This is a genomic window from Mesorhizobium sp. M2A.F.Ca.ET.037.01.1.1 (genome assembly GCF_003998075.1).
In the GTDB taxonomy this organism is placed as follows: domain Bacteria; phylum Pseudomonadota; class Alphaproteobacteria; order Rhizobiales; family Rhizobiaceae; genus Mesorhizobium.
The window spans coordinates 1-6,139 of the sequence record NZ_RZSA01000339.1 but is presented as its reverse complement, the minus strand read 5'-3'; the positions used below and the strand labels follow the sequence as shown (position 1 = coordinate 6,139).

Genomic DNA, 6,139 nt, shown 5'->3' with positions numbered 1-6,139 from the left:
GCGCTGGCGGAAAAACTGGCGGCATCGCCCGACCCGCGTTGGGTCGGCAGAGATGCGGTGAAGGAACTGACGGATGCCAAACAGCTCGCCAGGCTCGCAGCCGCAAGAACCTGATCTTTCCGGCGTCCGCTTTGTCGAGGTGACGCAAGAGACGCGTGGCCCTTTCGAAACGCTGTTCGAGCAGCCGGGCGCGCCGAAATATTGCTGGTGCATGGCCTGGCGCCATTCCAGCCGCGAGCACATCCCGAACGACGAGAAGAAGCGCATGATGATGGCGCTGATCGATGCCGGCACTCCCGTGGGCATCGTCGCCGAGTTGGACGGCAAGCCGGTCGGCTGGTGCTCGGTCGCGCCGCGCGAGACCTACCGGAAACTGTCAAAGCAGCAGGACGACAGCGAGACCGGCATATGGTCGATCGTCTGCTTCTATGTGCCGAGGGCTTTGCGTGGCGGCGGGCTGGCATCCGCCCTGCTCGACGCCGCGATCGACCACGCCTTCGGCAAAGGCGCGCGCGTCATCGAGGCCTATCCCGTCGACGAGGCCGCGCCCAGCTATCGCTTCATGGGCTTTCGCGACATTTCGTCGCGCGGGGCTTCCACGAGATCGGCACCGCCGGGACGCGCCGGCATGTGATGCGGCTGGACCGCTGAGTCTGGATCGGTCACGACGCTTTGACTCGATTCCGCAAATGGACTGACGGATGATGGAGCGACCATGAACAATCGTTTCAAATCATGCGCGGCGCTGACAGCCATGCTCCTGCTCGCCGCCTCGGGAGCCGATGCGGCAGCCGATGTCGTGCATATCCTCTGGAAGGATCTGCGCCCCTCCACGCAGGCGATCGCCGAGGACGCGAACCTGCCGATGATCGCGGCAAAACTGCCCGACCACGGCGAGACTTTGTCGCTCAATCTGCAGGACAAGGCCATACAATTAGCCGGCTATGCGTTGCCGGTCGATCGCGACGGCGACCTCGTCTACCAGTTCCTGCTGGTGCCGTGGACAGGCGCCTGTAGCCACATGCCGACGCCGCCGCCCAACCAGATCGTGCTGGTGACGCCGGCGCATCCCTACAAGATGAAAGAGGCTTACGACCCGGTCGCCGTCACCGGCGTGTTGAAGCCCGGCATGGAAAAGAGCCAGCTCTTCATCCTCGATGGCGTCTCGATCGTTCAGTCGGGCTATACCGTGCGCAAGGCGGACGTGGCGAGCGTGGACAGCGTACCGGATACGGTCACCCTACCGGTCAACTCGCCGTGGAGTTTCCTCAACAAGAAGAAGAATTAAGGCCGATCGGCGCAACCAGTGTCACGCCGCGTTCGCACCCGACTCCTTGTCCAGAACCATGTAGTCGAGCGGGATCTCGGTTGTGTATTTGATCTGCTCCATGGCGAAGGACGAGGACACGTCGCGGATCTCGATCTTGGCGATCAGTCGCTTGTAGAAGGCATCGTAAGCGGCGATATCCGGGACCACTACACGCAGCAGGTAATCGACGTCGCCGCTCATGCGGTAGAACTCAACCACCTCCGGGAATTCCTGGATGACCTCGGAGAAGCGCCGCAGCCATTCATGGCTGTGCGAATTGGTGCGGATCGACACGAAGACGGTGACGCGTACGTTGACCTTCTCATGGTCGAGGATGGCGACGCGCCGCCTGATGACGCCCTCTTCCTCAAGCTTCTGGATACGCCGCCAGCACGGCGTGGTCGACAGGCCGACTTTCTTGGCGACGTCGGCCACCGCAAGCGTGGCGTCCTCCTGCAGGAGGCGGAGAATTTTTCTGTCGAGGCGATCCATGAGGAGGCTCCAGGGGAATAGTTTGGCCATAATCCCTTTTATCGGAGCCTTTCACAAGAAAGAAATTCTGCCAAAGGCACCAAAAGCGAGTGATATCTTGCGGAATGCCTAACCAATGCGATAGCGGATTTCCGACCTCAGGAAGGGCAGCAAATCCATTTCAAACCAGGGATTCTTCTTCAGCCAGCCCGTGTTTCGCCACGACGGATGCGGCAGCGGCAACACTTTTGGACTGGCCGGAGCATCCCAGACGGCGCGCCAATTCCTCACTGTATCCGTCAAGGACGCCGCGCGCGTCGTGCCCATATGCCATGCCTGCGCATAGCCGCCGATGGTCAGCACCAGGTCGATCTGCGGCATCAGCGCCATCAGGTCCCGGCGCCAGGCCGGCGCGCATTCGCGGCGCGGCGGCAGGTCCCCGCCCTTGGCGTCCTGGCCGGGAAAGCAGAAACCCATCGGCACGATGGCGAACTTTTCAGTGTCGTAGAACTCTTCGCTGCTGACGCCGAGCCAGCTTCTGAGGCGATCTCCGGAAGCGTCTGTGAAGGGCATGCCCGAGATGTGAACCTTGGTGCCCGGCGCCTGGCTGGCGAGCAGGATGCGGGCGCTCGAGGACGGCCTCAATACCGGGCGCGGCTCGTGCGGCAAGGGCCGGCCAAGCGGCTGGTCGACGCAGATGCGGCAGGCCCGCACCCTCGCGGTGAGGCGCTCCAATGCTTGGCTCATATCGGGCGGATTATCCAATCTTCGTCGCTCAGGCCGTCGCGCTTGGCCGGCTCGTCAGCGCCGCATACCAGCGCAGCACATTCGTGCACTCCTCAGGCACCTTGATGCGGGCCGGCTTCATGAAATCGATAGCGATCATTCCGGTGATATCGGCAACCGAATAGGCATCGCCGGCGGCGAATTCGCGCTGCGCCAGTTCGTGATCGAGCAGGTGCAGGAAATCGATCGCCTTCGGCTTGTTGGCCTCGCCCCATTCCGGGATCTGCGGCACTTCCCATTCCTTCATAGCCGGATGGATATGCCGGAACGCGGCCGCGACGCTGACCATGAGATTTAGTTCCAGGCGTCTTTGCCACATCTCGACTTTTGCCTTGCCGAGCGCACCCGTGCCGAACAGCGCGGGCTCGGGGTGCAACTCCTCGAAATAACGGCAGATGGCGATCGATTCGGTGATGACGGTACCGTCGTCGAGCTCGAGCACCGGCAGGCGCCGCAGCGGATTGCGCTGCGCCACCTCTTCGCCGCGATGCTCCAGCGCAGCCATGTCGACGGGCACAAGCGGCACTGTCAGCCCCTTCTCGGCAAGAAAGACACGCACACGTCGGGGATTGGGCGCGCGGCCGCCGTCGAACAGCTTCATTCCATCCTCCAGTTTCTCCACCGGATCATAGGGCTCGGATACGCCCGTCACCAGAAGCGAAAGAACTCGCGCAACGCGTCGCTCAACGAGGCAAGCGTGCCGTGCTTTCTCTCGACCGGCGCGTCATGATGGCTGTCGCGCCAGTCCCGCGGCTCCTCGAAGGCGCCTGCCCAGATGCCGACCTTGGCCCCTCTTGCCACCGCTTCCTCGGTTTCGAAGTCGCCGAAGGCAACCGCCCATCCGGCCCGCACCTGGGCCTGGTTCAGGTCGGTGTCGCCTGCCCTGCAGTCGCCGAGCAGCCTGCCGTAACGGTCGCGCTGCCAGCCGCTGCAGGAAACCGGCCTGCCGGCGATCAGCCGTACCAGCGATTGCCGCGCCAGCTTGCCGCAGGGATAGTCGGCGCCGGCCTTCTGGCAGGTTTGCTGGTACTCGGGAGCATCGATGCCGCGCATGCGGATGCGCTCGGTCCCGAGCGTGATCGAATCGCCGTCATTGACGATCGCCGTGCCTTGCTCCTTGCGAGTCTCGAAGCGATCGAGCCGCGCCGCCACCAGGATCAGCAACCCGAGCAAGAGGAAGGCCAGCCCATAGTCCAGCAGCTTGCGCCACAGGCTGCGCGGCGGGCTCGCCGCATAGCGCCGGCGCGGTCCTCGCGGCCCGAAACGGCTCATATGGCAAACAGTCTCTTAATCATTCGAACGTAGCTTAACGAACTGAAAGTCGCTGCGCGCAGAAATTGAAGTCCGTATGCCTTTGCTACGCTCGAACACAGCGGATAAATTCATTGTGGACCGCCGTAAACCGCACCGCAACAGCGATGTGGCGCGCGCGGTGCGCAAGACGCGCGACCGCCTTTCGCAACAGGCCGGCAGCCTCGACTTCGATCGCGAACTCCTGAAACTGCATGCGCGCGCCATGGTGGTCAGCGCGGTCGCCATCCCGCTGCTGGTGCTGGCGGTGGCGGCTCTCGGCCGGCTGGCGGGCCTGGACAACCAGATCACCATCTGGGCTCTGGCTATGCTGCTTTGCTACGCGATCGTCGCGTTCATGTCGCGGCGCGTCGAGCGAACCGAGGCCGCCGAACTCGACCCGGCGCAGACGCGCCGCGACTTCCTGATCGGCCATTTCCTGTGTGGCCTTGGCTGGGCGTGGTTCGCATGGATCGGCTGCGACACATGCCAGATCGACCAGTTCCATGTCGCCAAGGCCATGGTGCTGCTGATCGCGATGGCGACGACTGCAGTCTTGGCCTCCTCACTTGGCGGCGCGCTGTTCGCGACCTTCGCCATTCCTGTTGCCGTTTATGTCTACACCATTATGCATCTGTGGACGCCGATCGAAGCCACGATGGCGGCATTGCTCATCGCAGCACTTCCGTTCTTCGGCTATGTGGCGCGCCACCTCAATCAGGCCTCGTTGATGGTGCTGTCCTTCCGCTCGGAGAAGGACGCGCTCATTGCCGAGGTGGAGACGGCGAAATCAATGTCGGACGAAGCAAGGCGGCGCGCCGAGGACGCCAACCTTGCGAAATCGCGCTTTCTCGCCTCAATGAGCCACGAGCTCAGGACGCCGCTCAACGCCATTCTTGGCTTCTCCGAAGTGATGGCCAATGAAGTGCTGGGTCCGATGAACAATCCGACCTACCGCGACTATGCCCATGATGTGCACGAGTCCGGCCAGCATTTGCTCGACCTGATCAACGAGATCCTCGACCTGTCGCGCATCGAGGCCGGCCGCTACCAGCTCAACGAGGAGCCGGTGATGCTGGTGACCATCGTCGAGGACTGCTGCCACATGATGGAATTGCGGGCCCGCAACAAGGACATCCGCATCGTCCAGGAGTTCGAGGAGACCTTGCCGCGCCTTTTTGCCGACGAGCGCGCGGTGCGTCAGATCACGCTCAACCTCCTGTCCAATTCGATCAAGTTCACCCCGTCCGGCGGCGAAGTGCGCGTGCGCGTCGGCTGGACCGCCGGCGGCGGCCAGTACGTTTCGGTCAAGGACAATGGTCCGGGCATACCGGAAGAAGAAATCCCGGTGGTGCTTTCCGCTTTCGGCCAGGGCTCCATCGCCATCAAGAGCGCAGAACAGGGAACCGGCCTCGGCCTGCCGATCGTGCAGGGCCTGCTCGCGATGCATGGCGGCACGTTCGAGCTTCATTCGAAGTTGCGTGAAGGCACGGAGGCGATTGCCATTTTCCCGCTGAGTCGGGTGATGGAGGAACTGCCTGCCCTGCCAACCAAGACGGTCGCCACGCGCGGCCGCCGCTGACGTCATCCGCGGCGTTATAGCCGGACAGCCATCGCCATGCCCGAGCTGGTCAGCGCCGCGGCTTTGACGATGCCGGCAGCGAGAGCAGCCCCTACCCCTTCGCCATGGCTGATGCCGAAATCGAGCAGCGGCCGCAGTCCGAGCCTTTCGGCAGCCTTGGCATGGCCAGGCTCGGGCGACAGACCGGCAAGCAGACAATGATCGAGCGTGCCGGGACTGGCCGCTTGCAGAACAGCGGCCGCGGCAGTCGCCACGAATCCGTCGAGCAAGACGGGAATCTTCTCCATGCGGGCCGCAAGAATAGCGCCGCAGATCGCCGCGAACTCGCGGCCGCCGACCCGTCGCAGGGCCTCCAGCGGATCGCCGAGGCCGGAACCATGGAACGCCAGCGCCCGGTCCACGACCTCGGCCTTTCGCGCCATCGTCGCCGCATCGGCGCCAGACCCCGGCCCGACCCAATCCACTCCATTGCCGCCGAACAACGCAGCGCAGAGCGCAGCCGCAATGGTCGAATTGCCAACCCCAAGATCACCTAGGCACAACAGGTCGGCACCGCCGGCGACCGCCTCCATGCCGAAGGCCATGGTCGCGGCGCAGCCGCGTTCGTCGAGCGCTGCCTCCTCGGTGATGTCGCCTGTGGGGATATCCAATGCCAGGTCGAAGACATTCAGGCCGAGATCGTTGGCGATGCAGACCTGGTT

Annotated in this window: 8 protein-coding genes and 1 pseudogene; 4 read left to right on the top strand and 5 right to left on the bottom strand. The window is 63.5% G+C overall.

The window, feature by feature from the left end; genetic code table 11:
• The 3 genes and pseudogenes from EOA27_RS42175 to EOA27_RS17880 form a co-directional block, all read left to right on the top strand.
• A pseudogene (locus EOA27_RS42175) lies at positions 1–114 on the top strand (DNA alkylation repair protein); the annotation flags it as partial.
• Entirely contained in the window at positions 74–634 is a 561-nt protein-coding gene (locus tag EOA27_RS17885; protein ID WP_245467052.1) for a GNAT family N-acetyltransferase, read from the top strand. The pseudogene EOA27_RS42175 and the gene EOA27_RS17885, both read left to right, overlap by 41 nt.
• Before the next feature lie 81 nt (positions 635–715).
• Entirely contained in the window at positions 716–1,288 is a 573-nt protein-coding gene (locus tag EOA27_RS17880) for a DUF3299 domain-containing protein (protein WP_126082702.1), read from the top strand.
• Between the two features lie 21 nt (positions 1,289–1,309).
• On the opposite strand, the gene EOA27_RS17875 is transcribed toward EOA27_RS17880, so the two are convergent.
• The 4 genes from EOA27_RS17875 to EOA27_RS17860 form a co-directional block, all read right to left on the bottom strand.
• Positions 1,310–1,801 carry an Lrp/AsnC family transcriptional regulator gene (locus EOA27_RS17875; protein ID WP_040982768.1) on the bottom strand — a complete coding sequence of 164 codons (492 nt, stop codon included), beginning with the start codon at positions 1,799–1,801 and terminating at the stop codon, positions 1,310–1,312.
• Between the two features lie 108 nt (positions 1,802–1,909).
• On the bottom strand, positions 1,910–2,527 hold the full coding sequence (locus EOA27_RS17870) for a uracil-DNA glycosylase family protein (protein WP_126082701.1): 618 nt from the start codon (positions 2,525–2,527) through the stop codon (positions 1,910–1,912).
• 28 nt (positions 2,528–2,555) lie between these two features.
• Positions 2,556–3,167 carry a glutathione S-transferase gene (locus EOA27_RS17865; RefSeq protein ID WP_126082700.1) on the bottom strand — a complete coding sequence of 204 codons (612 nt, stop codon included), beginning with the start codon at positions 3,165–3,167 and terminating at the stop codon, positions 2,556–2,558.
• A gap of 47 nt (positions 3,168–3,214) precedes the next feature.
• Positions 3,215–3,838 (bottom strand): thermonuclease family protein, encoded by a 624-nt coding sequence (locus EOA27_RS17860; RefSeq protein WP_126082699.1) that lies wholly within the window; start codon positions 3,836–3,838, stop codon positions 3,215–3,217.
• 76 nt (positions 3,839–3,914) lie between these two features.
• Between EOA27_RS17860 and EOA27_RS17855 the strand changes: the two genes are divergently transcribed.
• The gene (locus tag EOA27_RS17855) at positions 3,915–5,438 is read left to right on the top strand and encodes a HAMP domain-containing sensor histidine kinase (RefSeq protein ID WP_126082698.1); all 1,524 of its coding nucleotides are present in this window, start codon (positions 3,915–3,917) and stop codon (positions 5,436–5,438) included.
• Between the two features lie 14 nt (positions 5,439–5,452).
• On the opposite strand, the gene EOA27_RS17850 is transcribed toward EOA27_RS17855, so the two are convergent.
• The coding region (locus EOA27_RS17850; protein WP_189562052.1) for a nicotinate-nucleotide--dimethylbenzimidazole phosphoribosyltransferase at positions 5,453–6,139 on the bottom strand (687 nt) is incomplete at its 5' end.

Coding starts and splice junctions, on each gene's coding strand:
- EOA27_RS17885 (WP_245467052.1), top strand. CDS start 74: ATGCCAAACAGCTCGCCAGGCTCGCAGCCGCAAGAACCTGATCTTTCC.
- EOA27_RS17865 (WP_126082700.1), bottom strand. CDS start 3,167: ATGAAGCTGTTCGACGGCGGCCGCGCGCCCAATCCCCGACGTGTGCGT.
- EOA27_RS17860 (WP_126082699.1), bottom strand. CDS start 3,838: ATGAGCCGTTTCGGGCCGCGAGGACCGCGCCGGCGCTATGCGGCGAGC.
- EOA27_RS17875 (WP_040982768.1), bottom strand. CDS start 1,801: ATGGATCGCCTCGACAGAAAAATTCTCCGCCTCCTGCAGGAGGACGCC.
- EOA27_RS17870 (WP_126082701.1), bottom strand. CDS start 2,527: ATGAGCCAAGCATTGGAGCGCCTCACCGCGAGGGTGCGGGCCTGCCGC.
- EOA27_RS17880 (WP_126082702.1), top strand. CDS start 716: ATGAACAATCGTTTCAAATCATGCGCGGCGCTGACAGCCATGCTCCTG.
- EOA27_RS17855 (WP_126082698.1), top strand. CDS start 3,915: ATGCCTTTGCTACGCTCGAACACAGCGGATAAATTCATTGTGGACCGC.